Raw genomic sequence first — 26426 nt, 5'->3', positions numbered from 1 at the left:
TTCGACGGGTCCTTGCCCGAGAAGGCGCCGCCGCCGTGGCGGGCCATGCCGCCGTACGTGTCGATGATGATCTTGCGGCCGGTCAGGCCCGCGTCGCCCATCGGACCGCCGATCTCGAAGCGGCCCGTCGGGTTGACCAGCAGCCGGTAGCCGGCGGTGTCCAGCTTGATCCCGTCCTCGGCCAGCTGCTTCAGGACGTACTCGACCACGTGCTCGCGGACGTCCGGCGTGAGCAGCGACTCCAGGTCGATGTCCGCGGCGTGCTGCGTGGAGACGACGACCGTGTCCAGGCGCACGGCCTTGTCGCCGTCGTACTCGATGGTCACCTGGGTCTTGCCGTCCGGGCGCAGGTACGGGACCGCGCCCTCCTTGCGGACCTGGGTGAGGCGGCGCGAGAGCCGGTGCGCGAGGTGGATCGGCAGCGGCATCAGCTCGGGGGTCTCGTCGCAGGCGTAGCCGAACATCAGCCCCTGGTCGCCCGCGCCCTGGCGGTCGAGCTCGTCGTCCTCCCCCTCGACCCGGGACTCGTAGGCGGTGTCCACGCCCTGGGCGATGTCCGGGGACTGGGCGCCGATGGACACCGAGACGCCGCAGGAGGCGCCGTCGAAGCCCTTCTTCGAGGAGTCGTAGCCGATGTCGAGGATGGCTCCCCGGACGAGTTCGGCGATCGGCGCGTACGCGGTGGTGGTGACCTCGCCGGCGATGTGGACCTGGCCGGTGGTGATGAGGGTCTCCACGGCCACGCGCGAGCTGGGGTCCTCGCGCAGGAGGGCGTCGAGGACGGTGTCGCTGATCCGGTCGGCGATCTTGTCGGGATGGCCCTCGGTCACCGACTCGGAGGTGAAGAGCCGCTTGCTCATGCCTTCACCTCGGCGGCGAAGAAGTGGGTGGCGATCGCGTCGAGGGTGCGGATCTCGTCGACCTCGAGGGTCTCCATCTGGATCGCGCGGCCGCTGTGCTGTTCGAGCAGGAAGACGAACTCGACGAAGGACAGGGAGTCGATCAGCCGGTTCTCGATGAGGTCGAGGTCGCCGGCGATGTCGTCCAGCTCCTCGTGGCGGGCGAGGAGCCAGTTCTTCACGAGCTGCAGGCCTTCGGACATGGTGTCTCTCCTTGAAGTGCGGTGTACGGGAACGGGGGTGCCGGCGGACCCGGCGGCCGGGTCCGGGGGTCCGGGCGGTGCGGACGGTCCCGGAGGGTCGGACTCCAGGAGCGGGGCGGCGACCGCCACCGCGTAGTCCACGTCGTGGCTGATGGTCACGGTGATGCCGGCGATGCCGGAGTGGGCGGCCATGCCGGCGGCGGCCCCGCGCAGTTCCACGAGGGGCCAGCCGCCGTCGGAGCGCCGGACGACGATGTCCCGCCAGGGCAGGACCACGGCTCCGACGCGGAGGGTCTTGAAGGCCGCTTCCTTGGCCGCGATCCTTCCGCACAGGCTCAGGACGTCGAGCCGGGCGGAGGTGTGGCAGTCGGCGAGTTCGCCGGGGGTGAGCATGCGCTGGAAGAAGTCCTCGCCGTATGCGGCGAGCAGCCGGCGGACACGGTTGACGGACACGATGTCCATGCCGAGGTTCGCCCAGCCCAGGCCGCCCGCCGGCGGGGCGACGGGTCGGGTCTGCACGTCAGATCGCCGGCCCCGCCGCGTTCGCGCTCAGGACGGCTGCGGTCGCCGCGGCCCAGCTGCCGTGGCGGCGGGTGAGCGCGGACAGCCAGCGCTCCAGGCCGAAGGCGACGCAGCTGGTGAAGGCCGGTCCCGCGCCGGAGGCGAGGGGGATGTCGCAGCGGTCGCCGAAGAAGTTGCGGTGGGTGTTGACCGAGGCGATCGCGAGGTCCTCGAAGAGGAACTCGTGCTTGACCGGGGTCAGGCGCTGGAGGACCGCCTTGGAGCTGCCCTTGTCGAAGAAGGGGTCGCAGGCGGCCTCCCTCCTCAGCGGCAGGTCCAGGGCCTCGGCGAAGGCGTTGATGCGCCGGGTGAAGCGGGCGAGGTGCTCCTCGGCGTGCTCCCGGGTGCCGATGGCGACGACCTCCCGCATGCGGAAGCCGAGCTGGCGGCGCAGCCCCTCGTAGTGCTGCTCCTTGCGGAAGCACCAGCCGACCACGGTGACGAGTTCGTCGTCGGCGGCCGGGCGGCCCTGGTGGTCGATGTAGACCGCGTAGCAGGACGCCGAGGGCAGGCCGAGGGCGGCCGGCTCCAGCGCGTCGCAGGGGAAGCAGCCGGTGTCGGTACAGAACTCGCTGGTCTCCCGGACGTCCAGGTTCAGCGGGGCGGCGACGACGGCCTGGTGGGGGAAGTTGTCGTAGTAGTCGAGCCGGGCCAGGTCGGCGGCCGGCAGCAGCGGGGGCATGGTCATCGGACGGGCCCCCGCGTGCACCCCCCAGCTCTCGAAGGTGTCGTCGAGGAGCCGCAGCAGGGCGGTGCCCTCGGGGCCCAGCGACGGCAGGCCCCGGGTGTCTGGGGTGGTGGTGGTCTGGACGGTCGTGACGCTCATGGGGGTGTCACCTCTCGGACGGCGGTGGGCCCTCTCAGACGACGGGCAGGACGTCGTCCGTGAAGATCCCGGTCTTCAGGAAGAAGCCGAGCGGCTTGCGGATGGCCTTGCGCTCGTGGGGGCGGCGCCGCTCGTCGGCGACGAGGGCGTTGCGCAGGCCGACCGGGTCGGCGATGCCGGCGTCGCGGTACACGTGGGGGTTGTAGAGGGAGTTGACGCTGTAGACGACGTAGCGCTTGAGGTAGGCCTCCACCTCGGCGACGCGGGCGGCGGGGACGGCCTCCTTCATGCGGGTGAAGAGGAGGGAGACCAGCTCGCGGCCGAAGGCGATGTGGCGGGACTCGTCCTGGTGGTGGATGCGGTTGACCTCGCGGATGGTGTGGCACAGCGACTCGTCGCGCGCCATCCGCGTGTTGTAGTGGTCGACCAGCTCCTCGAAGAACAGGATCCGGGAGAAGACGAGGAAGTTCTCCACCTCCGGCTCCCAGGCGGAGTCGGCGCGCAGGGCCGTGGAGCCGTAGATCTTGTCGCCGTAGCGGCGGCAGAACTCGGCGAAGAACCACATGTGCTCGTTCTCCTCACCGATGAAGTGGTGGAAGAAGTCCGAGGGCACCTCGAAGCCGGGCATGTGGATGCGGCCGACGACCTCGATGAGCAGCTCGCGGATGCCGTGCACGTTGAGGCTGTAGAAGTTGATGCTCTCCCACTTCGAGAGGCGCTGGAGGGTCTCCTCGCCGAGCTCGTCGTAGAAGGGGGTCCCGTAGACGGTGAGCAGCTCGGGGGTCATCCACATGCGGCCCTCGTCGAGCTTCTCGGGCCAGTCGAACTGCTGGTACGGGTTGTAGTACTCCTCGATGGAGCGGGAGCTCAGGCGCTCCAGGACTTCCAGGAACCGGTCGTTGACCGGCAGGGGGGCGCTGACGCCCATGGTGACTCCTCGGGTGGTGGTGAAGGCGGGGGCGTGCGGGCCCCGGGGCCGACGGTGCCGGGCGCTACGGGCGGACCTCGTAGACGGCGTTGACCGGGGTCTCGGTCGCGCGGCGCCAGCGGGTGAAGCCGGCTTCCTCTGCGATGGCGCGGAAGGCCTTCTCGCCGGAGTGGTTGCCGAGTGCGTGCGGGCCGTGCTGGGCGACGGCGACGGGCAGGCACATCACGGCGGAGAGTGCCATGAACATGCGGGCGGCCGGGGTCTGGGTGTCGATGTCCTCGGGCGACACGTTGGACTCGACGAGCATCCAGGTGCCCTCGGCGTCGAGGGACTTGTGGACGTGCCGGGCGGCGGAGACCGGGTCGCCCATGTCGTGCAGGGCGTTGAAGAAGGTGACCAGGTCGTAGCCGCTGCCGGGGTAGTCGTCGGCGGAGGCCACGTCGAAGACGACGCGGTCCGAGAGTCCGGCCTCGTCGGCGAGCCGGCGGGCGATGGCGATGGCCTCCTCGGAGTAGTCGAAGCCGTGGACGGTCGCCTGCGGGAAGGCCTTCGCGATGAGCAGGGTGGTGTGGCCGACGCCGCAGCCGACGTCCGCGACGGTGCCGCCGGCGGCCAGCTTCCCGGTGACGCCGGTGAGGGAGGGCAGCCAGTCGGGGACGAGGCGGTGCTCGTAGGTGGGCTGGAAGAAGCTGCCCATGCCGGTGTCGAGCGCCGCGTCGTGCTCGGCCCAGCCGACGCCGTCGCCGCTGCGGTAGGCGTCGACGAGGAGGTCCTCGGTGCCGTAGAGGGCCTTGAGGGCGGTGAAGAATCCGGCGGCGAAGGTGATGGCGTTCGGGTCGGCCAGCACCGGGACGTGGTCGGCGGGCAGGGTGTAGGTGCCGGCGCTCGGGTGGCGCTCGACGTACCCGGCGCTGAGCTGGGCGTGGAGCCACTCCTCGGCGTAGCGGGTGTCGATCCCGGTGCGCTCGGCGAGGGCGGCCGGGGTCAGCGGGCCCGCCTCGGCCAGGGCGCGGTAGAGGCCGAGGCGTTCGCCGAGGGCGACGGTGAGGCCGCGTACGGCGGCGCCGGCGTCGCCGATGACCCGCTGGTGGAACTCGTGGGTGGCGCTCATGCCGCTCTCACCTCGGTGGTCGGGAGGTCGCAGGTGAACAGGAAGGACCGCGGGACGCGCGGGACGCTGCGCGCGGGGACGGGGTAGGGCCAGCGGCCGAAGTCGGCGCCGTCCTCGCCGGGCTGGCGGACCTCGCGGACGTCCCAGCCGCATTCGGCGAGGAGCTGCTCGGGGGTCTCGGTGCCGAACAGCCAGGGGTTGCCGTCCTCTTCCAGGCACTTCAGGAAGGGGCGGGAGAGCGGGTTCTCCAGTGCCGACCTGCTGATGACGTCGCCGAGCAGGACCGAGCCGGGTGCGGAGTGTCCGGCCAGGGTGGAGATCAGGTTGCGGACGGCGGCCTCGGGGAGGAAGAACAGGAGGCCCTCGACGACCCACAGCACGGGCTCGTCGGAGCGCCAGCCGGCCTCCTTCAGGGGGCCCGTCCAGTCCTGGGTGAGGTCCACGGGGACGGCGACGCGGGTGCGTCCGGCCGGCTGCGGTTCGCCGGCCAGCATCTCGGCCTTGGCCTCCAGGAGGGCGGGGCGGTCGAGTTCGTAGACGCTCACGCCGTCGGGCCAGGGCAGCCGGTAGAAGCGGGTGTCCATGCCGGCGGCGAGGAACACGACCTGGCGGATGCCGTGCTCCTGGACGGTCCGGACGATCTGCCGGTCCAGGTAGGTGGTGCGGATCGCGAGGAACGGCACGGTGCCGGCTCCGGCGTAGCGCTCCAGGAGTTCGAAGCCGATGGTGTCGGCGACGGTGCGCGCGTACGGATCGGCGAACAGCCGGTCCTCGCGGTCGGTTTCCAGGGCCCGCGCTGCGGCGGTCCACTGGGCGGTGCGGGATACGGCCTCCACGGGAGGACTCCCTTCACTTCGGCGGACGGGGGTGGGGCGGGCGCGGGGCGGGGCGGCCCTCGCCGGCCGGGTCAGGCCAGGGAGTCGACGCGGACGACCGGGTCCTCCGCGGCGCAGGGGTGCGCGGCGGCGCATTCGGCGGGCCGGCGCCGGAAGATGCTGTGCAGCACCATGCTGAAGACGACGTTCCCGTCGGCGTCGGACAGCGTGCACTTGGGCTGGACGACCCCGGTGGCCGGGTTGAACGGCGAGGGGCGCGAGCCGAGGACCTCGACGCGCGCCGTGAGCACGTCGCCGGGACGGACGGGCCGCAGGTAGCGGATCTCGTCGACGCCCGGCGAGCCGGTACAGGCGCTGTAGGCGAGCAGTCCGTCGACGTAGCGGCGCATGAACATCGAGGCGCTGTGCCAGCCGCTGGCGATGAGGCCTCCGAACGGGCCCTGTCCGGCGAGCTCCGGGTCGGTGTGGAAGGGCTGCGGGTCGAAGCGCCTGCCGAACTCCAGTACCTCCTCCGTCGTGACGGTGATGGTCCCCAGCTCGTGGACGTCGCCGGTCCTGAAGTCCTCGAAATAGCGCATCACGCGCCCCCCTTGACGTAGAGGAGTGGTTTTCTCTGGCGTGAACCAATCTACGAATCAGGCGCTTATTTTGTCAACCCAAAAGAAGACCGCAGCGCCTGTTCGGCGTCCTGCCAGAGGTCCTCCGGGTCCTCGATCCCGACCGACATGCGCACCAGGCCCGGACCGATCCCGGCGCGCGCCAGCGCGGCCCCGTCCAACTCCCGGTGGGAGGTGCTGGCAGGGTGCGTGACCAGCGTCTCCACCCCGCCCAGGGACAGCGCGAGCCGTGCCAGGCGGACGCCCTCGACGAAGGCGCGGCCCGCCTCCCGGCCGCCGTGCAGCTCGAAGGAGAGCAGCCCGCCTCCACCCGAGAGCACCGTGCGGGCCATGGCGTACGAGGGGTGCGTTCCCAGCCACGGCCAGTGGACGGCCGCCACCGCGGGATGGGCCGCCAGCCGCTCCGCGAGCAGCCCCGCGTTGGCGCAGTGCTCGCGCATCCGCAGCGGCAGCGTGGCGATCCCGCGCAGGGTCAGCCAGACCGCGAAGGGGTCGGCGCTGGCCCCGAGTTCGACCGTGCGCGGCCAGACCTCCCGGCGCAGGGCGTCGTCCGCGAAGACGGCCGCGCCGCCCAGGACGTCGGAGTGCCCGGCGAGGTACTTGGTGGTGGAGTGGAGCACGATGTCGGCGCCGTGCTCGACGGGCCGGCACAGGACGGGCGAGGCCAGGGAGTTGTCCACGGCGCTGAGCACGCCCAGGCGCCGTGCCGCCGCCAGCAGGCCGGGCAGGTCGGGCACCTGGCCGGTGGGGTTGGCGATGGTCTCCAGGACGAGCAGCCGGGTGCGCGGGCCCACGAGCGCCTCGAACTCCCGCACGTCGTCGCCGCCGATGTGGTCGACCGTGATCCCGTAGCGCTCCGCCAGGTCGCTCAGCGCCGCGTAGGTGCCCCCGTAGAGGCAGCGCTGCGCCACGACCCGGTCGCCGGGGCGCAGCAGGGCGAGCAGCACCCCGCTGATGGCGCCCATCCCGGAGGCGAAGGCGATGGCCGAGGCCCCGCCCTCCAGGCCGGCGAGGGTGCGCTCCAGGGCGCGCACGGTGGGGTTGCCGCGGCGGCTGTAGACGTAGTCCCCGTCGGGCCCGGCCATGGCCCGCGCCAGTGCGTCGGCCGAGTCGAAGGCGAAGGCGGAGGACTGGACGAGCGGCACGGACAGCGGTCGGCTCGCGGGGACTTCGAGTTCGTGGGCCACGTGCACGGCCCGGGTGCGGATGTCCTTCATCGGGGTCTGCCTTTCTCGTGCGGGTACGGAAAAAGGGGCCGCCCGACGTCCGGGGAGGACGTCGGGCGACCCCTGGGGCGAGCGCGGGGTGGCCCCGTACGTCAGACCCCTGCCGTCTGGTTGCGCGACGCCGGGGCGTCCGCGGCCGGGGCCGCGGCGGCGGCCTTGTCGCCCTTCATGGCGACGAGCGTGATCAGCGCGCCGGCGGCCGCGATGGCTGCGGCGGCGATGAAGGCGGAGCTGAACCCGTCGGTGAGGGCGGGCAGGTTGCCCAGCTCGCCGGCGCCCTGGGTGGTGGCCAGGGCGGTCAGCGCGGCCAGACCGAGGGCGGAGCCCACGTTGTAGGTGGTGTTGACGATGCCGGAGGCCAGGCCGGCCTGCTCCTGCGGGGCGCCGGACATCGAGGCGATCATCGCCGGGATGTAGGCGAGCGCCATGCCGAGCGCGGCGACGAGCGAGGCGGGCAGGACGTCGACCAGGAAGGTGCCGGTCGGCTCGACGGCGGAGAGCCAGACGAGGCCGAGGGCGAGGGCGAACAGGCCGCCGACGATCAGCGGCTTCGCCCCGAAGCGGCCCATGAGGCGCGCGGTGATGGCCGTCATGAAGATCATCAGCAGGACGGTCATCGGGAGCAGGGCCGCACCGGAGGCGAAGGCGCCGTAGCCGAGCACCTGCTGGAGGTACAGGTTGAGGAAGTACCACATCGGGATCCAGGCGGCGCCGAGCAGGGTCATGGCGAGGTTGCCGGAGCCCAGGCGCGGGATCCGCCACACGCCGAGCGGCATGAGCGGCTCGCGGACGGCCTTCTGGATCACGAAGAAGAGGACGAGGAGGACGGCGGCGCCGATCAGTTCCAGCACGGTGGCGGTGGAGCCCCAGCCGACCTCGGGGGCGCGGACGACGGCGAAGACGGCGAGGGCGAGCCCGGCGGTGACGGCGATGGCGCCGAGGACGTCCACGGAGCCGCGCCGGGACTGGACGGCGGGCAGCAGCTTCGTCATGGCGAGGGTGGCCACGCCGATGGGGACGTAGATGACGAAGCACCACGGCCAGCTCACCCACTCGGTGAACACGCCGCCGAGGAAGACGCCGGCGGTGCCGCCGGCGGGCGCGGCGGCACCGTAGAGGGCCATCGCCTTGCCGAGTTCCTTCGGGTCGTGCCCGAAGAGCATCATCAGGAGGGTCATGGCCGAGGGCGCGATCAGCGCGCCGCCGACTCCCTGGACGGCCCGGCCGGCGATCTCCACCGAGGCGCTCTGCGCCGCCGCGGCGAGCACCGAGCCCACGATCATGACGACCCAGCCGGTGGCGAAGATCCTGCGCGCGCCGAACAGGTCGGAGAGCCGCCCGCCGAGCAGGAGTAATCCGCCGAAGACGATGACGTAGGCGTTGAAGACCCACTGGAGCTCGCCCTGGGAGAAGCCCAGGTCCTTCTGCATCTCGGGGAGCGCCACCCCGATGATCGAGGTGTCCATGATGACCATGAACTGAGCGGCGGCAAGCACGCCAAGTGCCCACCAGCGCCGGGGATTGACGGTTGACATTGCCCTGGCCCTTCCTCTGTCGTATACCCCCAGGGGGTACCTTCGCGATGCAAGTTAGCATACCCATGGGGGGTATGTAAGCCTGCGGTCGGACGCTCGAGCGGGACTCGAAGCCGGGGGCCGGCGCCCCGTCACCCGCCCGGCCGTACCCCGGGCGCGGGCGCGCGGCACCGGCCCCGCGGGCGGGATATCAAGGAAGGTGAAGGTGAGCGCGCGCACCCGCCGGTCGCCTCCCGGCCCTGAGGAGCGCGCCCCATGGAGTTCGAGGTCAACGGTGTCCCGCACACGGCGGACGTGGACGACGACCCGGCGGCCGTGGAGGTGCTGCGGGACCGGATCGGCCTCACCGGCACCAAGCTGGTCTGCGCCGGCGGGGTGTGCGGGGCCTGCACCGTCCAGGTGGACGGCGAGCCCCGGGTCTCCTGCCTGACCCCCGCAGCCCTGCTGGCGGGACGGCGGGTGACCACGGCGGAGGGCCTGGCCGGCCACCCGGTGGCCCGCGCCTTCGCCGGCCGGGACGCCCTCCAGTGCGGCTACTGCACCCCGGGGTTCGTCGTCGAGGCGGCGGCGTTCCACGACCGGTGGCGGGCCGGGCACGGGCGCACCCCGCCCGGGCGGGAGCGGATCGCCGAGGCCCTGGCGGGCCACCTCTGCCGGTGCGGCGCCTACGAGGGGATCCTCGCCGCGGTGGACGCCGCCTGCGCGGGCGCGTACGACGGGGAGCCGGACCCCTCGGCCGCGCCCCCGCGCGCGGAGGCCCCGGAGAAGACGGGCGGCACGGCCCTCTACACCACCGACCTGCGCCCCGAGGGGCTGCTGGAGGGGGCGCTCGTGCGCTCCCCGCACGCGCACGCCCTCGTCCGCTCCCTCGACGCCGGGGACCTCCCGCTGGTGCGGCTGCTGCCGCCCGACGGGGTGGTCCGCTACGTCGGCCAGCCCGTGGCCGCCGTCGCCGCGCCGACCCGTGCGCAGGCGCGGGCCGCCGCCGCGAAGGTGGTCGTGGACTACGAGGTACGGCCGGCGGCGCTCGACGTACGACGGGCCCGGACCGGCGGGGGCCCGCTGGTCTACGCCGACAGGGCGGAGCGCAAGCGGGCGCCCAACGCCGGCGAGGGCGGCCTCGGGCTGCCCGCCAGGTGGGAGGGCAACCGGCGGGGCCCGGTGAGCATGAACAAACGCGGCGGCGAGGCCGTGCGCAGGATCCTCAAGGCCCGCGCCCAGGCCCCCGAGCGGGTGGTCGAGGGGCTGTACACCACCGCCGCCCAGAGCCACACCCCGCTCGAACCCCACGCCGCCCTGGCCCACTGGACCGACGGCGCCCTCCGGCTGGAGGTGTCCACCCAGTCCGTCCAGCGCGTGGCACGACTCGCGGCCGAACGCTGGGGCCTGCCGCCCGAGCGGGTGGTCGCCGGCGCCCCGCACGTGGGCGGCGGCTTCGGTTCCAAGATGGGGCTGACCACCGACGTCGTCGCCGCCGTCGAACTGTCACGGCTGTACGGAGCCCCCGTCCGCGTGGCGCTCGACCGCGACGAGGAACTCACCGACGGCGGCTACCGCCCCGCCACCCGGATCCGGCTGGCGATGGCCGCCGACGCGGCCGGGGACCTCTCCGCGCTGGCCATCGACGCCGACAGCGACGGCGGGGTCGCCATCGGCGGCTCCGTGGCCGCCCTGGCCCGGTTCGTGTACGGCCGCTCCCCGCGCCGGCTCCGCGACTTCGACACCGTCACCAACCGGCCGCCGGGCGCCCCCTTCCGCGGCCCGGGCGGCCCGCCGCTGTGCTGGGCGCTGGAGCAGGCCGTCGACGAGATGGCCCACCGGCTCGGCCGGGACCCCATCGACCTGCGCCGCCGCTGGGACGGCAACTCCAAGCGCCGCGCCCTGTACGACTGGGCGGCCGCACTGCCCGTCTGGAGCGGGACCCGGCGCGGCGGCACGGGCCGCTACCGGCGCGGCGTCGGCGTCGCCGCCGCCAACTGGCTCTACTTCGTCGACCCCGCCACCGAGGTCGAACTCACCGTCGAGGACGGGCTGGTCGTCGCCCGCTGCGCCGTCCAGGACATGGGCACCGGCGCCCGCAGCGTGCTGCGGCGGGCCGTCGCCGACGGACTCGGCATCGCGGTGGGCCGGGTCCGTGTCGAGATCGGCCTGAGCGGGTCCGTGCACGGACCGGTCTCCGGCGGCAGCCGCACCACCCCCTCCCTGGTCCCCGCCGCCCGCGACGCCGCCGACCGGCTGCGCGCCGCGCTCGGCGGCGGCGACGTCGCCTCCCGGCTGGACTCCGCCCACGGCACCCGCGTCACCGGCCGGCGCCCCCGCGACCACCGCGGCTTCGCCCTCCCCTTCACCCTGGGCGGACTGGCGGTCGGCCGCGGCTTCACCGGCGCGGTCCAGGTCGCCGAGGTCGAGGTGGACACCCGGCTGGGCAGGACGCGGGCGCTGCGCGTGTGGAACGGCATCTCCGCCGGCCGGATCCACGAGGACCGGCTGGCCCGCAACCAGTGCGAGGGCGCGGTCGTCCAGGGCGTCGGCTACGCCCTGTACGAGGAACGGCGCACCGATCCGGTCACCGGCCGGGTGCTGACCGAGAACCTGGAGGACTACCGGATCCCCGGCATCGGCGACACCCCCGAGATCACCGTCCACTTCCACCAGGAGGGCTTCGAGCACGTCCCCGGCGGCGGGGTGGGCCTCGGCGAGGTCGCGACCCTGCCCACCGCGGCCGCCCTGGCCAACGCCGTGCACGACGCCACCGGATGGCGCCCGTACGACCTGCCCATCCGCCCCGACCGGCTCCTGGAAGGACTGCGCGCGTGAGCACCGAGCCCGCCCTCACCGACCTGGCGGCCGCCGTCCTGGCGCGCGGCGGCGAGCTGCGCGCCGGCGGCACCGACACCACCGCCCGGCAGCGCACCGGCCTCTCCCCCGGCCCGTTCACCGACCTGTCCGGGGTCTCCCACCTGCGGGGCCGCACCGCGCTGCCCGGCGGGGGGCTGCGCGTCGGCGCCCTGACCACCCTCGCCGAACTGGCCGGCGACCCGGTGGTGCGCGACGGCTGGCCGGCCCTGGCGCTCGCCGCGGGGAGCACGGCCACCCCGCAGGTCCGCGCCGCCGGCACCCTGGGCGGCAACCTGCTCCAGCGCAACCGCTGCTGGTACTACCGCAACCCGCACGTCGGCTGCCTCCAGAAGGGCGGCACCGGCTGCCCCGCCCTCGAGGGCGACCACCGCTACGCAGTGGTCGCCGGGGAGGGCCCCTGCATCGCCCCGCACCCCTCCACCCTCGCGGTGGCCCTGCTCGTCTACGACGCCGAGGCCGAGGTGCACGGCGAATCCCCGCGCCCCGTCGCCGCGCTGTACGGGGACGGCAGCCGGCTCCACGACGCCGACCACCTGCTCCCGCCCGGCCGCGTCCTCACCTCGGTGCGGCTGCCCGCTCCGCTGCCCGGCGAGCGCGCCGCCTGCCACCGGGCCATCAGCCGGGCCCGCGCCGAGTGGCCCCTGGTCGAGGCCGTCGCCCGGCTCGTGCTCACGGGTTCCACCATCACCCGCGCGGCCGTCGCGGCGGGCGGGGTGGCCCGGGTCCCGCTGCGGCTGCCGGAGGTGGAGGACGCCCTGACCGGCCGGGAGGCCACCGCCGGGATCCTCGCCGAAGCGGCGTCGACCGTGCTGGGCCGCTGCCGCCCGCTGCCGCACACCGGCTACAAGACCACCCTGTTCCGCGACACCGTCCTGGAGGCCCTGGAACGCGCAGCGGGCCGGGCGCCGCGCCCCGGCGGGCCCGTCACCGCGCCTCCCCCTCCGGGGCCGTGACCCGTTCCAGGTCGGTCATCAGGGAGTCCAGCCAGGAGACCGCCGCGTAGTAGCGGCGGGGCGCCCCGGGCGGCTCCGCCGCGAACCCCCGGTACGCCGGGTCCCGCAGCGGCGCCGGCACCGGCGGGGTGTCCCCGCCCGGGTCCAGGTGCGCCGACACCAGCAGCATCCGCCCGGCCACCCGGTCCCCGAGCCCGCTCAGCCCCTCGCCCTGCTCCGGGCCCAGCACGGGGGCGGCGGCCGGCGGGGCCCCCTCGGGCGGGGCCGTCAGCCGGTCCGAGCCCCACAGGGTGTGGTGCCCGGCCATCAGGGCCGCCTGCCAGTCGGGCCCGGGAGGGCGCGGGGCGGCCGCGCCGAAGCGGGTCGGCTCGCTCTGGTACTGCGCGAACGCGGACTCCGCCATGATCAGCGCGTGCCGCAGCGACCGGTAGCCCCGCCCGGACGCCGCGTCCTGCCGCGCCCCGCCCGCGGCGACCGCGGCGCTGGTCGCGACCACGATCTCGGCGGCCCGGCGCAGCAGGCCCGCCGCCGCCCGCCCCAGCTCGTCGTGCGCGCCCCGCGGCCAGGCCAGCAGTCCGAACACGCCGCCGATCAGGCTCCCGATCAGCACGTCCAGCATCCGCACCCCGGCCAGCTTCCAGGTCGCCGGCGCCAGCTGCGCGAACACCATCGCCACGAGGACCGTGAACAGCCCCTGTGCCCATCCCACCCCCTTCACCGGCCCCACCGTGAACGCGAAGAGCATCCACACCGGCAGCAGGACGGCGAACACGGCCGTGTGCGGGCCGACCAGGGTGAGCACGACCGCGGTGAAGAGGGCGCCGGCGAAGGTCCCGGCCAGGGCCACCCGGATGGTGCTCCAGGTGTCGCCGACGGTGGTCCGGGTCAGGGAGAGCGTCGCCAGCATCGCCCAGAACCCGTGCGGCAGGGTGTCCAGCCCGGCGACCAGCCGGGCGGCCGCCAGCGCGAGTCCGATGCGCACCGCGTTCTGGAAGAACACCGACCGGCGCCCGGCGTGCCCCTGGATCCGGTGCCACCACAGCAGCGGCGCGGGCGTCCGCGCGTACCAGAACCGCCCCGGCTGCACCCGGTCCGCCGCGGCGCGGCCCCGTACGGCGAGCGCGGCGGCCGTGGACAGGGTCAGCGCGACGTCCGCCACCTCCAGCACGGCCGCGTCCCGCCGCAGCACGGCGGGGGCGGCGGGCCCGGCGGGGGCGGCCGCCAGCCGGGCGCGGGCCGCGGCGAGGTCCTCGTACGCGTCTCCGGACCCGGAGCCGGCCCCGGACCCGGGATCGGGGCCGGAGCCGGTGCCGGTGCCGGGATCGGGGCCGGAGCCGGTGCCGGGGCCGGAGCCGGTCCGCGGCCGCAGGTCGCCGGCGGTGCGTGCGGCGAGCCGGCTCACCCCGCGCAGGACGTCCCCGGCACCGTCCGGCGGGTCGGCGAGCGCCGCCAGCCGGCCCAGCAGGGCCCGTGCGGCCAGGCCCGTGTGCGTCAGGGCCCGGTCGTGCACCCCCGGGCCCGCCGGCCGGTCGGCCTCGGGCACGTTCAGCGGCCGCAGTGCGGCGCTGTCCTCGCGGGCCCGCCGGGCCGCGGCGGAGGAGAGCATGTGCGGGGGGCCGGCCAGCTCCCGCGCGCACCGCGCGGCGGTGTCGGCGGCCCGGGCCGCCAGCTCCCGGTAGGACGGGGTCGCGGGCTCGGGGAAGAGGTACCGCTCGGCCAGGACGAGCAGCGCGAGTCCGACCGTGGTGCCGATCAGCCGCAGGCCGAGCGAGTCCGGATCGTAGGGCGGGAAGGACGGGAGGATGTACAGCAGTTGCAGCCCCGGCCCGGCGCCGGCCGGCCCCGGCCCGCCCACGGCGGCGAAGGTCAGCGCGAAGCCGATGACGAGCATCCCGGCGACCGCGCTCCAGGTGCGCACCGACAGGAAGGTGCCCACCACGACCAGCAGCCAGCACACCGGGACCAGCCGCAGCACCGTGGCGGCCCGCTGCGGCCCCGTGCCGGGGATCCGCGAGAGCCCGGCGAGGGCCACCGCGGAGAACAGCGCGTACGTGGCGGCCACGGAGGAGCCGAAGCCGTAGAGGAACAGGTAGAACCCGGCGGCGCCGACCAGCGCCACCCGCACCGCCCGGACCCCCGAGGCCGCGTAGGCCGCCGGTACCCACCGTCTGGGCACTCCACCCATCCCCCCAGCATCACCCTCCTCCCGCTCCTCGGCACCACGGACCGGTCAGCGCGCGGCCAGCCGCCACGGCGGGGGGACGTGGCGCACGGGACCGGCCGCGCGCAGACCGGTCAGCAGGGTCCGGGCCTGCGGGCCGGTCAGGTCCAGGTCCTCGGTGATCCGGCGGGTGGTGGCGTACGCGATCCCCTGCGCCAGGGCGTTCCGCTCCCAGGCGGCGAAGCGGTCCGTGAGGGAGGCGGTGTGCCGGGCCGGGCGGTGCGCGGCCGGCCGGGTTCCGGGGGGGCTGCTCGGGGTGGGCGGCGCGGTGGCGCTCGCGGGCGATCTCCGAGAAGCCGCACACCGCGCGGGAGGCGTCCTCGGCCTCCTCCAGGGAGGCGCAGTCAACCAGGGCCCGGGCGAGCGGGCCGAGCGCGAGGACGCGGTCCAGGGTGAGCCGGTGGACCTGGCGGGCCGTGTCGTCGAGGAGGACGGGCCGGGGCGCGTCCCGGGTGCCGCAGACCCCGCGCACCCCGCGGGCGGCCGCGACCAGCAGGGCGCTCGCCTCGGAGGGGTGCCAGTCGAAGACGCCGGAGACGGCCTCGGTGTGCGCGGCGTCGAGGGCGAAGGCGGGCTCGCCGAGCCTGGGGAGCAGGTCGGGCAGGGGCACCTCGTTGTCCAGGCCCGGCCCGGCGACGTGGACCGTGGTGGGCAGGCCGCTGGCGGCGCGGGCGGCGAGGGCGTCGCCGAGCGGGCTGCGCAGGGTGGGCTCGTCCCCGCGGGCGACGATGTCGCCGCCCACGTCCACGAGGTCGATCCGGTCGGCCCGGCACCAGCGGGCGGCGGCCGCGATCTGGCGGGCCAGGCCGCGCGCGCCCGTACGGGTCGAGCAGGCCCAGGCGCGGCCGCAGGTCGCGGGCCGGCCGCGGGAGCAGGGAGCCGGCCGGGGCGACCGGCGCGGTGGCCGGGGTGACCAGGGCGACGCCGGACGCGACCGGTTCGGTGCCGGTGGAGTCGGTGGCGCGGCGGGGTCCCGGTACGGGGCCACGGCGCAGGCGCTCCCCCACAGCCCGCGGGGGGTCGGCCGCTCACCGGAGAGCACCCGGGCGCACAGACCGCCGGCCACGGGCACGGTCCCGAAGGCGACGGCCGTCGCGGGGGCCGCCCCGCCGCGCTCGACGGCCTGGAGGAAGCACACCTGGAAGGCCGCCGTGACCAGCACGCCCACCCCGAGCCGGCGTCCCACCCCGGGGCGGCGGAGCGTGCGCAGCCCGGACGGACGCACCGTCAGCAGGCTGAGCACCAGCCCGGCCGGCAGCATCCGGCAGGCCCCGAGCGCCACGGGGTGCACCCCGTGTCCGCCCAGATCTGGGCGGGTCCCACCGTCCCCCACAGCACCGCCGCCGCCAGTACGGACGCCACCGCTCCCGTCTCGACCCCCTCCACCGCGTTCCGGTCGTGGCGAAGCTATCGGGGCGGGACGGGGGAGACCTGCTGGCCTGAGATCTCCGCGGAAAGCACCGGCCGGTCCGTGCCTTCGCACCAACCCGTCACCCGGCGGGGCGGCGGCCCAACGGCAGCAGGTACTGCAGGGGCTGCTCCAGGTCGTCCAGGCCGAGCAGTTCATGGGCCAGGTCGTCGTGGAAACCGCCCAGCGGGGTCCCGGCCAGGCCGAGGGCCGCGCCGGTGAGCAGCAGGGTCTGCGCCAGGTGGCCCGTCTCCAGCAGGGCCAGCCGCAGGGCGCGCAGACCGTAGCGGCGGCGCAGCAGGCCCAGGTCCGCGTACAGGGCGAGGACCACCGGCACGCCGTCGATGCCGATCCAGTGCGGGTCGGTCGGGGGCCGCGACAGGTAGGTCGACAGCGCGGCGATCTCCTCCGCGGCCGGGGCCGGGCCGACGGGCCGCAGCGTGCGGCGCTCGGGCACGCAGTCGTAGGTGCCCGCCGGGACGCCCTCGACGTCGAGCACCAGCAGCCGCACCCGGGCCGTGTACAGGGCGCCCGCGCTCGGGTAGGAGCGGTGGGCCGTGGCCTCGGCCGGGCCCTCGGGCAGCAGCCGCCCGCGCCCGTCCCGGCCGGCCATCGCGTGCCACAGCAGCGCGCCCAGGCCGGCGGCGTCCAGCGGCCCGCCGAGCGCCCCGCGCACCGAGGCCCGTGCGGCGAGGGCGGCGCCGAGCGGGACTTCGGGCAGCGGGCCGGCGGGCAGCGGGACCTCGGGCACGGCCGGGGCGTACCGGGGCGGCCCGGGCGGCAGGGTGCGCAGCGCCGTGTCCTCGCCCCGGCCGATCTGGAACTTGCTGCGCTCCAGGTACTGGAGGTCGGGAGCGGTGTGGCCGGGCGCGAAGAAGTCCGCCGTCGCTCCGGTCTCCAGCAGGGTGCGGGCGGCCAGGCGGCACACCGCCCGCTCCTCGTCGGGGGTCACCCCGAGCCGGTTGAGCAGCATGTGGAGCTGCGAGCCCCAGATCCAGGCCGTCGCGTCCGGCGCCGCCTCCCGCCCCTCCCCCGCGCGGAGCAGGCCGTCGGCCTCGCGGACCCGCTGCTCCCACGCTCCCAGCCAGGGCGCCGCGGTGCCCTGCGCGAGCCGCTCCCGCAGGGCGTGCGCCCGCCGCTCCAGGCCGGAACGCTGTGCGGCGTACACGGAGTTGACGCGGGCGTGCACGGAGGCGCCGGGCAGCAGCGGCACCTCGGTGACCCAGCGCCAGCCCGCCGCGTGCCCGCGCAGCCAGCGGGCCGCGGTGAGCCGGTCCATGCCGAGCGCGTGCACCGTCGTGTGGACCAGGTCCGCCGCCAGCGCCAGGCGGGCCGACGCCCCGCCCCCGGCGGCGAGTTCCCGCAGGGCCCCGAGCACCGCCCGGGAGGAGTCCGCGAAGACCTCCTCGGCGACGGGCAGGGCCCGCGGGCCGCCGTACCGGCCGGTCTCGGGCACGTAGGGGACGGCGCGGACCTCGCCGTGGCGGGAGGGCCAGGGGCCGGGCACGGAGGGCACCTCCCGCGCGGCACGGGCGAGTTCGCCCGGGAGCCGCCCGGCGGCGGGCCCGCTCAGTCCGCGCACCCGGACGCGTACCTGGGGGCCGTCGTCCGCGTACCGGATGAAGAACCAGCGGTCGGCCTCCCCGGCCGCCACCAGGCCGTCGAGGAGCGGGGCCGCTCCGTGGAGCAGGAAGGCGTCGGTGTCCTCGGTCCCGGAGTGCAGGAAGACGTGGTGGCTGTGCCAGAGGTCGGTCGTGGTCATCTGCGGTCCTAGAGGGGAGGGGAGGCGGGTCAGGGGAAGGGGTGCGGATGGAGCGCGAGGTCCTCGTGGCGCAGCGGCCGGGGGGCGCGGCCCAGCAGGTGGGGCACCTCCAGCAGCCGGGGCAGCCCGCGGGTGCGGCGGTTGACGTGCCCGAACGTCATGGGCAGCGCGCCGGGGACGATCACCTTCACGCAGTGCAGGCCGAGCCGGTCGCGCAGTCCCGGCTCGCTCTGGTCGACGGTGACGACCTCCAGGCCGGCGCGCTCCAGCCGGCCGACGGTGGCGGCGAGCAGGTCGCCGAGGTCCGCGACGGGTTGCGGCGCCCCCGGCCAGGCCCGCGCGGCCGGGACGCACGGGGTGTCGGCGAAGAGGAACTCCAGGCGGGGGCCCGCCTCGGGCAGGGAGTTGAGCCCCACGTGGTCGTCGAGGCCCACCACCAGTTCGGGCCGGTCCAGCATCGGCCGCAGCCGCTCCGGGTCGCGCGGGCCGTCCTCGGCGAGCGAACGCCCGGGCGACTCCAGCACGTTGGTGACCACCTCCGCCACGGCGGAGCGGATCGCGGCGCGCGGGTCGTGGTGGGCGCCCGCCGCGAGGAACATCCGGGGCGCGTCGGGGTGGGGGCCCTCGTAGCGGCAGACGGCCACGACCGCCGGGATCCCGAAGTCGTTGGTCGCGTCGAGCAGCCGGAGCCGGTAGCCGGCCACGGCGGCGCGGTCCGCGAGCAGGGCGGTGTCCGGGTCGTCCGGGGGCGGTTCGACGCGGCGCAGCGGGGTCGCGGCGTACCAGGCCATCAGGAAGGCGTCGCGTTCCGCGATCTCGAACAGGCCGTAGAGCGCGGCCTCTTCGGGGCTGTTGCCCAGGCCGCAGCCGTTGGAGGACTCGTAGACCACGCGCGGCCGTCCGGCGCCGGGCACGTCCCAGTAGGCGGCGTGTTCGGGGACGAGGACCGGGCGCCCCCGGGTCAGCGACCAGCCGCGCACCCAGTCCAGTTCCAGGTCCGGTGCGTAGGGGACGGTCGGCGAGGCCGGGTGCCCGTGGTGGGCGGGGTCGGGCAGGCCGAGCCGCTCGGGGTCCAGGGCGCGGTCGGGGCCCAGGGCGGCGAAGGGGGCGCGCAGGTCGGTGCGCCGGCCGGTGGGCCGCATGCCCGCGTAGCGTTCGACGGCCTCGAAGAGGGCGATGCGCTCGCTGTCGGCGAAGTCGCGGGCGCGGCCGTACCCGCCGTCGTCGACGGCCCGGCCGTCGGTGACGAGTGCGCTGGTCAGGGAGAAGGCGGAGTCCTCGGAGCGGTAGAGGCTGCGCACGGGCCCGAACCGCTCGTCGTACAGCGCCTGCCGCAGGCGCTCGGGGCCGGCGGTGCGGGGGTTGGGCAGGCGCAGGACGTACGGGTCGGGCAGCGGGCGGGGGGCGGAGGGCAGCGGGGCCGGCGCGGTGGCGGAGTCGGCGGGCAGGGGGCGGCAGACGGCGCAGCCGCCGAGGGGGCGCGGGCGGTGGGTGGACCAGGTGCCGCGCCCCTGGTGGACGATGTGGACGACGGCCGCCCCGGCGTCCTCGGTCCCGTCCTCGGCCGCTCCGTCCAGCAGGTCCCGCACCAGGGCGCCGAGCGAGGCGGCCAGGGCCGGGGAGGGGACGCCGGCCAGTTCGAGCCCCGGACTCCGCCAGGGCACCCGGCCGCCCGCCGTGGCCAGCCGCTGCTGTTCGGTGCAGCACAGGCAGGCCGCCGCGCCCGGCGCCAGCAGCGGCCCGACCACGGCCAGCGGGCCGTCGAAGCGTACGGGGACCAGGGCGACGGGGTGGGAGAGGGCGTGGCGGCTCAGTTCCTCGGCGAGCCCCAGGGTCCACCGGGTCAGCAGGACCACTGCCCCGCCGGCCGTGGCGGCCAGTGCGGCCTCGGGGTCGAGCACCGGTACGGGCAGGGTGCCCAGGGGGCCGGGGACGTTCATCGGACCTCCTCGGGGGCGGTGTGCAGGACGGTGAAGCCGAAGGCCCGCAGACGGGAGGCGAGCGCGCCGGCGGGAGCGGAGGCCGGGGAATCAGCCGTGAGGGCGGCTCCGGTCAGCCGGCGGAGCGCGCTCTGGAGCCGCTCCTCGCGCCGGGCCACGTCCGCCATCCAGCCGTTGGTCCAGCCGGGGTCCTCCCAGACGGCGATCCGCGCTCCGGCGGTGGCCAGGGGGGCGACGGCCCCGCCCGAGGGCGGGACGCGCACGGCGTCCGCCCCGGCCGGGCCGGCGGAGACGGCGGAGACGGCGGCCAGGGCGGCGAAGGCCGCCGCATCGCCCGGGGTCGCCTCCACGGCCTCACCGAGCGGCGCGGCTCCGGGCGTTCCCGCCCGGCGGACGACCGCGTGGTACGCCTGCCCGCCCGGGGCCGCGCGCCGGACCTCCGGCCGGGCCGCCACGCCGAGGCGCCCGGTCAGCGTCGTGAACCAGTGGCGGGCCTGCGGATGCGCCGACCACTGCCCCTCCGGCACGGCCGGCCCCGCGGCCAGGCGGGCGGCCGCCGCGCGCAGGGCCCGTCCCCGGGCGTGCCCGGGGTTCGCCCCGAGGGTGGCCCCTTCTTCGCCCAACAGCAGTTCGGCGGCCCGGCAGAACAGCTCCAGGCGGGCCAGGTCCAGCCGCGGGGCGCCCCCGGTGAGCCGCCTCCCGGGCGACCGCCCGCCCGGGAGGGCGCAGGAGGCGAGCGGCACCGGCAGCTGGCTCAGGCCGGCCGGTTCCGGCCCGGGCAGGACTCCGCAGCGCCCGTCGCCGAGGGCGTCCAGCCGGCGCAGCGCCTCGTCGAGGGTCCGCGCGGGGGCGAGGCCGGTGTTCCGGTCCGTGTCGAGCCGCTCGGGGCCGAGCCAGGTGCGGTAGTCGGCGCGCAGCGGGCGGGCGTCGGCGAGGAGCACGGCGGGCAGACCGGTCAGCAGCCGCTCGTCCCCGCCCTCGGCCGCCGGGTCCGGCAGCCCGGCGGCCGCGCACAGCAGCCGGTGCGCCGCCGTGCCGGCCAGCAGCGGCAGGAGCGCGGCGGGAGCGCCGTCCCCGGCCGGGCCGAGCCGGGCCTCCAGGGCCCGCGCGTCGGACCGCGCCTGGGCCGGGCTGCCGGGTGCGGTGGCGTAGCCGCCCCCGCCGGAGCGTCCGGCCGCGACCGCCCGGTCCGGTCCGGCGCCGTGGACCCGGAGCAGGACCCGGCCCGGGGGGAGGTGCGGGTCGGCGGTGTAGGCGACGGGCAGTCCGCCCTGCGCCAGGGCCCGTCCGGCGGCGCGGGCCAGGGGTGCGCCGGGGTCGCCGGCCCGTACCTCGGCGCGGGCGGCGGCGAGCGCGGCGGCCGCTGCGGCGGGGCGTGCGGCGCTGTCCCCGAGCCACCGGGCGACGGGCTCCCACTGCGGGGGCTCCGCGCCCGGGGGCTCCCGGTCCGGGGGCTCCCGGTCCGGGGACTCCCGGTCCGGGGACTCCCGGTCCGGGGACTCCCGGTCCGGGGGCTCCCGGTCCCGGGGCTCCGGGTGGGGGGGCCGGTCCTCCGTCACGAGCAGGCCGTGCTCCTCCAGCCGGCCGAGGAGGACGCCCACCGCCCCGCGCACCGCCGACCCGGGCGCCATGCCGTCGAGCAGGGCTTCGAGTCCGCCGCTGCGCAGCGGCTCCTCCAGCAGCTTCCAGAGGGCGGGGAGCGCCGTGCTGCCCTCCAGCGTGACGCTCCCGGCGCGGCCCCGCAGGTGCAGGCCGGCGCGCAGCGGGGTCACGGCCACCCCGGGCCGGAGCCTGCGTACGGTGGCCGGGCGCGCGAGGGTGGTCATGCCCGTCCCTCCACCGCGTCGACGGCCGCGCCGATCTCCGTGCGCCAGTCGCTGCCGGTCAGGCCCGGCACGGTGCGGACGACCAGGTGCGCCGCCAGGTAGCGCTCCAGCGGGCGGACGTCGCAGATGGCGAGGAGCCGGTACAGGGCGTTGGTGCAGGCCCGGTACACCAGGTACTCGGGGTCGTCGAACATGGCCCCGTGCGGGTCGGCGCGGCTCAGCAGCCGGTGGAACTCGCTGTAGCGGGTGCGGCGGTCGTGGTTCCAGCGCTCGGCCGCGGCGGGGTCGCCGGTGGAGAGGGCCCGCGCCGCGTACGCCGGGGCGGAGCCGTGCAGGTCGGCGCCCGCGTCGAAGCGGGCGCGCGCCAGCCGCCCGGCTCCCGCGGAGAAGTCCGCCCAGGCCCGCTCCCAGCCGAGCGCGCCGCCGTCGGCGATCCGCCCGACGAGGGCGGTGACCGCCCCGTCCGCGCGTTCGCCGTGGCGTTCGAAGCGCTCCCGCAGCCGGCCGTCCGGGTCCTCGTGGACGAGGAAGTCCTCCAGGTGGGAGACGTACGACCAGTGGCCGCCGGCGAGGCCGCCGGGGTGGGCGCAGGCGTGCGCGGCGAGGGCGGTCACCGCGAGCCGGATCCGGGCCTGCGCGCCGTCGCCGTGTTCGCCGAGGAAGCCGGCGCCGGCCCGCAGTGCGCCGAGTCCGTCCCGCAGCAGGTCCTCGCGCAGCTGTGTGCCGTCGGCGCCGAGCAGGCCGCGTACGGAGGAGCGGTCCGCGGCCTCGGTGCGGACCGTGTTGTCGGGCTCGATCGGCCCGTAGGGCGGGGGCACGAGTTCGGCGCGCCCGGCTTCGGCGGCCCGCTCCAGCAGCTGCGCCGCGGTGAGGTCCGAGCGCGAGGGGTGCGCGCGGAGCCAGTCGCGGAGCACGGACGCGGCGGACCCGGCCGCCTCCGTCACCTGCCGTGCCGGGCCCTGGAGCCGCAGCCGCAGGTGGGGGCCGCGCAGCCAGTGCCGTTCCACATGGGCGGCCAGTCCGCCGGCGGCGGCCTCCTCGGCCAGGGGCAGCAGCGCCCCGCGCAGCAGGGGGGCCTTGTCGGGGTGGTGGTGGTAGGCCACCACGTCGACGGCGTGGTCGTCGGGACGCATCCGCTCCGTACTCCCTTCCTTCGTCGTCCGGGGTCGTTTCATCGCCTCATCGCCTCATCGCCTCGTCGCCGCCGTCCGGTCCGGTAGACCTCCAGGACGAGTTCGACCGCGCGGGCCGGGGCGTCCTGGCCGCCGGGGGCGGGCAGGGCCTCCTCCAGGACGGCGCCGCCGCCGTGGCGGGAGAGCCATTTGGGCAGGCAGCGCAGGTGCAGGGCGTTGCCCAGGTCCAGGAGGTGCGGTTTGGGGCGGCCGAGGCGGGTCAGGAAGTCGTCGGCGGCCCGCCCGGTGGGGGCGGTGCCGGCCGGGTGCAGGAAGAGCTGCTCGGGGAGGTCCAGGGCGGCGCGCCAGTGGGCGGCGGCCTCCGCCGGGACCTCGCCGCCGGCGGCGAGGTCGGCGCGCAGCCGCTCCAGCACGTCGGGAGGCAGCAGCCAGCGGCGGCGGCGGAGCACCACGTCGCGGTGGCGCAGCCGGGGCGTGTGCACGACCCGGCCGCCGCCCGGCGCGGGGAGGGCGCCGCGGGGGACGAGCGGGCCGAAGTCGACCACGCCGTGGGGCTGGTCGGCGAGGTGGGCGCCGAGGCGGCGCGGCAGCAGGACGGGGGCGAGGAAGCCGGGGTAGAGCACGTCGAGGAGTTCGCCGGTGCTCCGCAGCCGGATGCGCACCTGGTCGTCGGCCTCGTCGTGGACGAGTTCCAGGTCCGCCTCGCCGAGGGAGGCCCAGCGGCGGTCGGGGCCGATCTCGTCCGGGACGAGGAGGGGGTGGAGGTTGGCGTTGAACCCGCCGACGGGGCGGACCTGGGCGGCGCGTGCTCCGGGGCCCAGGGCGCGCCGGATCTGCCGGGACACCCCGGTGGTGGCGCGCGGGTCCAGGCTGTCCAGGAAGCGGCTGGTGAAGCGGCCCCAGCCGCCGTAGACCTGGTTGACGCACAGCCGCCGGGTGAGGGGGTCGCGCTGGAGGAAGTAGGCGTAGCTGAGCGGGCGGGCGAGGGCCCAGTCGGGCAGCCGGTCGCCGAGGCCCTTGAGGAGGTCCGGGGGCAGGACGGCCTCGGCGGCTCCGGCCGGGTCCGCGTCCAGGGCGTCCCGGACGGCCGCCGCGGCCCCGGCGCGCAGGCGGGCCAGGGCGCCGGTCCCGGTGGGGAGGGGGCCGGCGGGGTCGAGGGCGGCGAGGCGTCCGGCGGTCTCCCAGGCGTCGGCGATGTCGGCGCCGAACTCCCACGGGTTCGGGCAGCGGCCGCCGGGGCCGTAGCGGGCGACGAAGCGGTCGCGGACGACCCGGCGCAGGAGGTGGCCGAGGTCGAAGAGCTCCGCCAGAGCCGTGACCTCGCCGAGCGTCTCGTGGTCGCCGGCGTCGAGGAAGCCGCCGAGGTCGAGGGGCCGCGGGGCGACGACGTCCTCGGAGACCGCGTTGAGGGGTGCGGACACGCTCGGGACGGGGCGTCCGGCGGCGGCCAGCGCCTCGCCCCAGCGGTGGGAGAGGCCGGCCAGCAGGGCGGGCCGGTCCGCGGCGGGGGCGTCGGCGAAGGAGGTGGTCGTCCGGGCGAGTTCGGCGAGGCGGTCGGCCTGGGCGGCGTCCTCGGCCCGGTCCTCGGGGGTGGCGCCGTCGAGGGAGCGCAGCCAGTCCGCGAGGCGGCCCAGCGGGTCGGGGTCCTGGGGCGGGACCGGGTCGACGGGCACCAGCAGGCCCGCCTCCGTGAGCCGGCCGAGGAAGCGGGCCGCGGCGGCCCGGCCGTCGCCGGCCCCGCCCGCCAGGGCGGCGGCCAGCAGCCCGGTGAGCTCCTCGGGCGGTACGGGGTGCCCGGCCCGCTCGGTGACCAGGCCCAGCGGGCCGGTGGCGGGCAGTTCGGCCTCGTCCTCGCCGGCCACGAGGTAGCGGCCCCCGGCGAAGACGGTCCGGTCACGGGAGTACGCCACCCGCCCGGCGGCGGTCCGGGGGGTGCTGGTGATGCGGTGGGGCAGGGCGGCCCGGCGGTGCGGGGCGTCGAGGAGGGCGAGGCTGAGGGCGGTGGTCAGGGTGCGGCTGGGCCGGACGACCGCGTGCAGCGGGCCCTCGAACAGGGGCGCCCGGCCCCAGGCGGGGACGGTGCGGCCGGCGGCCTGGGGCAGGGGCCCCCAGCCGACCGCCGTGAACCAGGAGAGCGGGCTGGTCTTGGTGCTGGCCCGCAGGGCGTAGCGCAGGACGGCGGGCTCCTCCTTGCGGGCCCTGCGGTCCCGGGCTCCGGTGCCCGCCCGTTCCACGGCCCGCAGCAGGTCGGCGCTGGTGAGGGCGACGGCCTTGGCGAGGGCCGGCTCGCGGCACAGGGCGGCCAGGGCGGCCCGTTCGGCGGCCAGGGCCCGTTCGGCGGCGGGGGCGAGTTCGGCGAGGAGGGCGGTGCGGCGGGCGCGCAGGTCGAGCCAGGAGGCGAGCCGCGGAAGGCGCTGCGGGAGGTCGCCGAGGCGTTCCAGCAGGGCGGGGCGGGGTTCGCGTCCGTTGTGCAGGGCGCGGCGCAGCGGCAGGACCACGTCGCGGTGGAGCGTGTCGGGGTGGCCGCCGCGGCTGGCGTACAGGTCGTCGCAGAGGGGTGCGGCGGTCCGCGTCAGCTGCCGGTCGATCCCGTGGAGCCGGGCGAGCAGGGCGCGGAAGCCGGCGGCGTCGGCCGTCTGGGCGGGGTGGGTCAGCACGGTGGCGCGGACCAGCGCGTACGGCGCGGACCACACCCCGTGGGCGTCGGCTCCGGCCTCGGCCGGCGTGCCGTGCGGCTGCTGCATGCTGGTCCCCGTCCTGTGGGTGGTGGCGCGGGCCTCCCGCCGCGCTCGGGGCGCGGCGGGAAGCGGGTCTGCGTCGTGGGCGGTGCGTGGTTACGCGGGGGTCGGGTGGGTCGGCTGCGCGCAGGACGACGAGCCCTGGCACGAGCACGAGCCCCAGGACGCGCCGCCCTCGGGCAGCGCGACGGTGTCCCGCATCGCGGTGACGGTCAGGTCGCCGAGGTCCAGGTCGAGGTCCTCGAGGTCGAATCCGGGCGTGTGGTTGGCGGGCGTCATGGATGTCTCCTCTGGTGGAAGGCCGATGGTCCGGGTGTCCGCGGTCCGGGGCGTCAGTCGACGAACGAGTCCTGCGGCTTGGCGCAGGAGGAGGAGCCCTGGCAGGAGCAGGAGCCCCACGAGGCGCCGCCCTCGGGCAGCGCGACGGTGTCCCGCATCGCGGTGACGGTCAGGTCGCCGAGGTCCAGGTCGAGGTCCTCGAAGCCGAATTCGGGGGTGCGCGCGGTGTCGGACATGTGTGTCTCCCTCAGGTGGAAGCGAAAGCCGAAAGGTGCACGGGGCGGAATTCCGCAGGCCTGCGCAACGGCGCGGGCGGCGGAAGGGAATGACGGATTTCCTCGGGTTTCGGTCCGGCCGGATATCGATCCCATCCGGCCACTGGTGCGGCCGACCCGGGCCTCAGGATCACCCAGGGGCGCGGCGGGCCGCTAGAGCGGAGATCCGGCCGCGGTTCCGAAGCCGTGCGGGGTCTGGCTCGAATGCACGGGAAATCCCGCCCCTCCGGGACGGCGTTCCGCATGATCGGGCCACGACGGCCTGATCCTTTCTGCCGATGGCCGGTCCG

General features: G+C 76.4%; 20 protein-coding genes. 2 read left to right on the top strand and 18 right to left on the bottom strand.

What is annotated here, in order from left to right:
- From metK to ACIRBY_RS31075, 9 genes are all read right to left on the bottom strand, one after another.
- A partial coding sequence (metK, locus tag ACIRBY_RS31115) for a methionine adenosyltransferase (RefSeq protein WP_403906852.1) occupies positions 1-860 on the bottom strand: 860 nt, incomplete at its 3' end.
- Entirely contained in the window at positions 857-1621 is a 765-nt protein-coding gene (gene acpS, locus ACIRBY_RS31110) for a holo-ACP synthase (protein WP_403906849.1), read from the bottom strand. The genes acpS and metK, both read right to left, overlap by 4 nt.
- 1 nt (position 1622) lies before the next feature.
- Positions 1623-2489, bottom strand: coding sequence for a hypothetical protein (locus ACIRBY_RS31105; protein ID WP_403906846.1), 867 nt, complete (start codon positions 2487-2489; stop codon positions 1623-1625).
- Between the two features lie 34 nt (positions 2490-2523).
- The gene (locus tag ACIRBY_RS31100; protein ID WP_042816542.1) at positions 2524-3417 is read right to left on the bottom strand and encodes a diiron oxygenase; all 894 of its coding nucleotides are present in this window, start codon (positions 3415-3417) and stop codon (positions 2524-2526) included.
- 64 nt (positions 3418-3481) lie between these two features.
- Positions 3482-4528, bottom strand: coding sequence for a class I SAM-dependent methyltransferase (locus ACIRBY_RS31095; RefSeq protein WP_403906844.1), 1047 nt, complete (start codon positions 4526-4528; stop codon positions 3482-3484).
- Positions 4525-5364 carry a class I SAM-dependent methyltransferase gene (locus tag ACIRBY_RS31090; RefSeq protein ID WP_403906841.1) on the bottom strand — a complete coding sequence of 280 codons (840 nt, stop codon included), beginning with the start codon at positions 5362-5364 and terminating at the stop codon, positions 4525-4527. Before ACIRBY_RS31090 ends, ACIRBY_RS31095 begins: the two co-directional genes overlap by 4 nt.
- A gap of 71 nt (positions 5365-5435) precedes the next feature.
- A complete protein-coding gene (locus tag ACIRBY_RS31085) occupies positions 5436-5942 on the bottom strand; it encodes a MaoC family dehydratase (protein ID WP_403906838.1) in 507 nt (168 codons plus the stop codon).
- Between the two features lie 65 nt (positions 5943-6007).
- Complete coding sequence (locus ACIRBY_RS31080; RefSeq protein WP_403906836.1) at positions 6008-7198, bottom strand: trans-sulfuration enzyme family protein; 1191 nt, start codon at positions 7196-7198, stop codon at positions 6008-6010.
- 101 nt (positions 7199-7299) lie between these two features.
- On the bottom strand, positions 7300-8742 hold the full coding sequence (locus ACIRBY_RS31075) for an MFS transporter (RefSeq protein ID WP_403906833.1): 1443 nt from the start codon (positions 8740-8742) through the stop codon (positions 7300-7302).
- A gap of 255 nt (positions 8743-8997) precedes the next feature.
- On the opposite strand from ACIRBY_RS31075, the gene ACIRBY_RS31070 reads away from it, so the two are divergent.
- A complete protein-coding gene (locus tag ACIRBY_RS31070) occupies positions 8998-11559 on the top strand; it encodes a molybdopterin-dependent oxidoreductase (RefSeq protein ID WP_403906830.1) in 2562 nt (853 codons plus the stop codon).
- Entirely contained in the window at positions 11556-12554 is a 999-nt protein-coding gene (locus tag ACIRBY_RS31065) for an FAD binding domain-containing protein (protein ID WP_403906827.1), read from the top strand. The genes ACIRBY_RS31070 and ACIRBY_RS31065 overlap by 4 nt, the downstream gene beginning before the upstream one ends.
- Here ACIRBY_RS31065 and ACIRBY_RS31060 read toward each other — a convergent pair.
- The 9 genes from ACIRBY_RS31060 to ACIRBY_RS31020 all read right to left on the bottom strand — a co-directional run bounded on the left by ACIRBY_RS31060 (position 12526) and on the right by ACIRBY_RS31020 (position 26097).
- The gene (locus ACIRBY_RS31060) at positions 12526-14730 is read right to left on the bottom strand and encodes an FUSC family protein (protein WP_403906824.1); all 2205 of its coding nucleotides are present in this window, start codon (positions 14728-14730) and stop codon (positions 12526-12528) included. The two genes, ACIRBY_RS31065 and ACIRBY_RS31060, sit on opposite strands and share 29 nt — an antisense overlap.
- A 19-nt stretch (positions 14731-14749) precedes the next feature.
- Entirely contained in the window at positions 14750-16057 is a 1308-nt protein-coding gene (locus ACIRBY_RS31055; protein WP_403906822.1) for a DUF1152 domain-containing protein, read from the bottom strand.
- A 208-nt stretch (positions 16058-16265) separates the two neighbouring features.
- Positions 16266-17945 (bottom strand): thiopeptide-type bacteriocin biosynthesis protein, encoded by a 1680-nt coding sequence (locus tag ACIRBY_RS31050; RefSeq protein WP_403906819.1) that lies wholly within the window; start codon positions 17943-17945, stop codon positions 16266-16268.
- Positions 17946-17974: 29 nt separating this feature from the next.
- Entirely contained in the window at positions 17975-19885 is a 1911-nt protein-coding gene (locus ACIRBY_RS31045; RefSeq protein ID WP_403906817.1) for a TOMM precursor leader peptide-binding protein, read from the bottom strand.
- Positions 19882-21711 (bottom strand): hypothetical protein, encoded by a 1830-nt coding sequence (locus tag ACIRBY_RS31040; RefSeq protein ID WP_403906814.1) that lies wholly within the window; start codon positions 21709-21711, stop codon positions 19882-19884. Before ACIRBY_RS31040 ends, ACIRBY_RS31045 begins: the two co-directional genes overlap by 4 nt.
- On the bottom strand, positions 21708-22844 hold the full coding sequence (locus ACIRBY_RS31035; protein WP_403906812.1) for a lantibiotic dehydratase C-terminal domain-containing protein: 1137 nt from the start codon (positions 22842-22844) through the stop codon (positions 21708-21710). The genes ACIRBY_RS31040 and ACIRBY_RS31035 overlap by 4 nt, the downstream gene beginning before the upstream one ends.
- A 38-nt stretch (positions 22845-22882) precedes the next feature.
- Positions 22883-25588 (bottom strand): lantibiotic dehydratase, encoded by a 2706-nt coding sequence (locus ACIRBY_RS31030; RefSeq protein ID WP_403906810.1) that lies wholly within the window; start codon positions 25586-25588, stop codon positions 22883-22885.
- 90 nt (positions 25589-25678) lie between these two features.
- Positions 25679-25861, bottom strand: a complete 183-nt coding sequence (locus tag ACIRBY_RS31025) for a thiazolylpeptide-type bacteriocin (RefSeq protein ID WP_403906807.1) — start codon at positions 25859-25861, stop codon at positions 25679-25681.
- A 53-nt stretch (positions 25862-25914) separates the two neighbouring features.
- The gene (locus tag ACIRBY_RS31020) at positions 25915-26097 is read right to left on the bottom strand and encodes a thiazolylpeptide-type bacteriocin (RefSeq protein ID WP_403906804.1); all 183 of its coding nucleotides are present in this window, start codon (positions 26095-26097) and stop codon (positions 25915-25917) included.
- Positions 26098-26426: the final 329 nt, after the last annotated feature.

Origin of the sequence: Streptomyces sp. NPDC096136 (assembly GCF_044763325.1) — a bacterium.
Classification (GTDB): Bacteria; Actinomycetota; Actinomycetes; order Streptomycetales; family Streptomycetaceae; genus Streptomyces.
This window is presented reverse-complemented; position numbering and strand designations above follow the sequence as displayed.

Coding starts and splice junctions, on each gene's coding strand:
- ACIRBY_RS31045 (WP_403906817.1), bottom strand. CDS start 19,885: ATGAACGTCCCCGGCCCCCTGGGCACCCTGCCCGTACCGGTGCTCGAC.
- ACIRBY_RS31105 (WP_403906846.1), bottom strand. CDS start 2,489: ATGAGCGTCACGACCGTCCAGACCACCACCACCCCAGACACCCGGGGC.
- ACIRBY_RS31100 (WP_042816542.1), bottom strand. CDS start 3,417: ATGGGCGTCAGCGCCCCCCTGCCGGTCAACGACCGGTTCCTGGAAGTC.
- ACIRBY_RS31095 (WP_403906844.1), bottom strand. CDS start 4,528: ATGAGCGCCACCCACGAGTTCCACCAGCGGGTCATCGGCGACGCCGGC.
- ACIRBY_RS31020 (WP_403906804.1), bottom strand. CDS start 26,097: ATGTCCGACACCGCGCGCACCCCCGAATTCGGCTTCGAGGACCTCGAC.
- ACIRBY_RS31075 (WP_403906833.1), bottom strand. CDS start 8,742: ATGTCAACCGTCAATCCCCGGCGCTGGTGGGCACTTGGCGTGCTTGCC.
- ACIRBY_RS31040 (WP_403906814.1), bottom strand. CDS start 21,711: ATGACCACCCTCGCGCGCCCGGCCACCGTACGCAGGCTCCGGCCCGGG.
- ACIRBY_RS31070 (WP_403906830.1), top strand. CDS start 8,998: ATGGAGTTCGAGGTCAACGGTGTCCCGCACACGGCGGACGTGGACGAC.
- ACIRBY_RS31030 (WP_403906810.1), bottom strand. CDS start 25,588: ATGCAGCAGCCGCACGGCACGCCGGCCGAGGCCGGAGCCGACGCCCAC.
- ACIRBY_RS31035 (WP_403906812.1), bottom strand. CDS start 22,844: ATGCGTCCCGACGACCACGCCGTCGACGTGGTGGCCTACCACCACCAC.
- ACIRBY_RS31050 (WP_403906819.1), bottom strand. CDS start 17,945: ATGACCACGACCGACCTCTGGCACAGCCACCACGTCTTCCTGCACTCC.
- ACIRBY_RS31085 (WP_403906838.1), bottom strand. CDS start 5,942: ATGCGCTATTTCGAGGACTTCAGGACCGGCGACGTCCACGAGCTGGGG.
- ACIRBY_RS31025 (WP_403906807.1), bottom strand. CDS start 25,861: ATGACGCCCGCCAACCACACGCCCGGATTCGACCTCGAGGACCTCGAC.
- ACIRBY_RS31080 (WP_403906836.1), bottom strand. CDS start 7,198: ATGAAGGACATCCGCACCCGGGCCGTGCACGTGGCCCACGAACTCGAA.